Genomic DNA, 2,763 nt, shown 5'->3' with positions numbered 1-2,763 from the left:
ATTATGCGTGGTAATGTACCCATGCCATCAAAAGGCTATTTGATGAACGACGATAGGGGCTTGCAAATTGATGAAGCGGTAACTAAGCTGGCAAGATACAGCCTGCTGCAGTATCAAATATTTTGTTTTTATTATCTGTGCGGCATGAGTGAACGAACAATCGCCGATAAGATGGATAAGCGCATTATTCCACGCAACAGACGAAACCGTGTTAAACAGGAATTGGATAAAGCAGGTGCATTTATCGCAGGGTGCTTGACTGGCTAGCCAGTAAGTGCTAAAATATAACCATAATGCGGAATTACGCTTATACGACACCCCATCTATTTGATGGGGTGTTTTTTGTAACAGATACTTGCCAAAGTGTTGCTACATTTGCTATGATTTGTTTACCGTTAACAAAGGAGTAGGTTATGAAACAAATTCTAGCAGTATTGATGGCAGCATTGGTTGTTGTTGCACCTGCACACGCCAAGGGTAATAAACCGTGTAGTGGCAAAAAGGGCGGTATTAAAACTTGTACATCTGACGGTAAATTCTTGTGCAAAGATGGAACGATTAGCAAGTCCAAAAAGGTGTGCAGATGAAAAAGTTTATTGCCGCAGCTGTTTTGGGGCTGTCTCTGTTGGCTTGTACAGCGGAGCAGTCCGAAGGTGCGACTAGAGGCGCTGTTTCACAAAAGAGCGTGGAAAAGCGCAAACCTGAAAATATCACTTATTTTAAAGATAAAGAGTTTGGCGATGATTTTAGAAGAATGGCACTTTTTCACTCAATAAATACAGTTGAATTTGCCCGATCGCCTGATGATGGCTCTCCTATGATTATGACCTTGCAATCTACAGAGTATGGTGATAAAGTTTGGTTTTTGGTGGCAGAAAGCACATTTGACTGTGATATAATTTGCGATATTTCTATTAGCTTCGATGGTAAAGATGCGCTGGATTATTCGGTATGGCGTCAGGACGATAGCCGTCATGCAGTAAACTTATTAGCTGATAGAAAAGCATGGAATGGATATAGGGACGCACAAGATGATGATGTTGATATTGATGATTTCAACGAGTTTGTTTTAGAGCAAAACGCTTTATTCATCAAAAAACTTAAATCAGCTAAAACCGTTACTCTTGATGCAGCATTTACACGTCACGGTAATGCTCAATTTGAGTTTGATGTTAAAGATTTGAAGTGGTGATTTTCTGTTAAAATAAGGGGTTGCAATGTCATTTTTTGCAGGTATTAAAGCCAAATGGAATGCTAAAATGGATAAAGTGCTCAAAATTGGGGACTTTGACAAGCAACTAACCGAAATTATAGCTGATGGCGTCGTGACTAATAATGAGCTAGAGACCATCAAAAGGCTGATACAAGAGTATGGCTTAACAGAGAAAGACCTAAATATTGTTGGAGTAAAGGCTTTTAGAGCGGCTTTTAAAGCTATGATGAGTGATAATATCATCACACAACAAGAAGAAAGTGATTTGCTTGCCATCAAAGATATTTTGTGTGTACAAAATGAATTGGTAACAAAAGAAATGGCGGTGCTATTAGAACATCAAGAATTGCGCAATATCCAAAACGGTATTCTGCCCGTGATTGAAACGGGTGGGATTTTACTGCAAAGAGATGAGCAGGTACATTTCCTGCTTGATTGTTCTTTGCGGGAGGAAAGGGTGGTTAGACGAAGTTACCAAGGCGGTTCGCAAGGTGTGAGCGTTCGTGTGGCCAAGGGCGTCAGCTTTAGGGTTGGGCAGCATAAAGGTCGAATGGTCAGCGAAAGAGACGTGGTTGTTGTTGATACAGGTAATCTGGCTGTCACCAATAAACGTATTATGTTTTTAGGTTCGCAAAAATCATTTGATGTAATCTATAAACAATTGATAGGCTATCAAGTGTATAGCAATGGTTTGGATGTGCATACAAGTACTGGCAAAACGAGACAAATTATCTTTGATAACAAACAGTTTAAGGCTGATGTTTTGCAGTTGATACTCGATAGGGTGACTATACAATAGATAATTTGATAAAACTATACAACAAAAAACCCACTTTACACAGTGGGTTTTTTGTTGTATATTATGTGTAAGGTCTCAAAAGCCTTATAGAAAGCGGTAAATCACCCCGTCAGCGTGATATTTTTATGCTCCTAAGTTAATCCGAAACTGTGCATAAATCGCATAATCCTTTTTGATTATGGTGAACGGTGCGACGAAATAAGGTAGTTCGCTACACGAATAAGTCCGCCTGACTTTCTACAGGTTTTGAGCCGTTCGCCGCCCTAATTTCCCCAGACCCCCAAATCAAGGTTCTCGGAGAAATTGCTCCGTACGGTCAAATTGACCGTACGAGAAATAGGGTAAAATTCAACCTATCAAAAAGGTATAGAAAGATGACAGTTTTAACTTTTCAAAATATCACTCTAACTCCTGCTAAAGTAGATGACCAAATTTGGCTAACTTCTGCCGAGCTTGCAAGGGCTTTGGGTTATGCTGAAGTTGATGGTGTAACTAAGACTTACAACCGCAAAGCTGACGAATTCACTGACAGCATGACCGCCCTTGTGGATAACCCAAAAATGAAAAATGCCAAAATCCGCATTTTCTCACTTCGTGGTTGCCACCTTGTCGCCATGTTTTCACGCACCACTGTGGCAAAAGAATTTCGTAAATGGGTGCTAGATATTTTGGATAAAGAAGTGGGTATTCAAACCACTGCCGCCGACCGCACCCCACTACGCCAAGCCATCAGTGCTTTGGTAGGTGCTAA

Annotated in this window: 5 protein-coding genes; all 5 read left to right on the top strand. The window is 40.5% G+C overall.

All coding sequences use genetic code 11. From position 1 onward, the window contains the following. Window positions 1–267: antiterminator Q family protein (locus B0181_RS11450; RefSeq protein ID WP_158078979.1), on the top strand; the 267-nt coding region annotated here is incomplete at its 5' end. A 146-nt stretch (window positions 268–413) separates the two neighbouring features. Beyond that, entirely contained in the window at window positions 414–587 is a 174-nt protein-coding gene (locus tag B0181_RS12240) for a YdcA family protein (protein WP_165474546.1), read from the top strand. After that, on the top strand, window positions 584–1,192 hold the full coding sequence (locus tag B0181_RS11445; RefSeq protein ID WP_078277621.1) for a hypothetical protein: 609 nt from the start codon (window positions 584–586) through the stop codon (window positions 1,190–1,192). Before B0181_RS12240 ends, B0181_RS11445 begins: the two co-directional genes overlap by 4 nt. Before the next feature lie 25 nt (window positions 1,193–1,217). Then, window positions 1,218–2,012, top strand: a complete 795-nt coding sequence (locus B0181_RS11440) for a hypothetical protein (RefSeq protein ID WP_078277620.1) — start codon at window positions 1,218–1,220, stop codon at window positions 2,010–2,012. Window positions 2,013–2,386: 374 nt separating this feature from the next. Then, on the top strand, window positions 2,387–2,763 hold a 377-nt coding region (locus B0181_RS11435), incomplete at its 3' end, for a BRO-N domain-containing protein (protein ID WP_282956015.1).

Origin of the sequence: Moraxella caviae (genome assembly GCF_002014985.1) — a bacterium.
In the GTDB taxonomy this organism is placed as follows: Bacteria; Pseudomonadota; Gammaproteobacteria; order Pseudomonadales; family Moraxellaceae; genus Moraxella; species Moraxella caviae.
Note: the sequence above shows the minus strand (reverse complement) of the source record. Positions and strands in the feature narration are given on the sequence as shown.

Excerpts from the sequence above, each read along its gene's own strand:
- B0181_RS11445 (WP_078277621.1), top strand. The coding sequence starts at position 584 with ATGAAAAAGTTTATTGCCGCAGCTGTTTTGGGGCTGTCTCTGTTGGCT.
- B0181_RS11440 (WP_078277620.1), top strand. The coding sequence starts at position 1,218 with ATGTCATTTTTTGCAGGTATTAAAGCCAAATGGAATGCTAAAATGGAT.
- B0181_RS12240 (WP_165474546.1), top strand. The coding sequence starts at position 414 with ATGAAACAAATTCTAGCAGTATTGATGGCAGCATTGGTTGTTGTTGCA.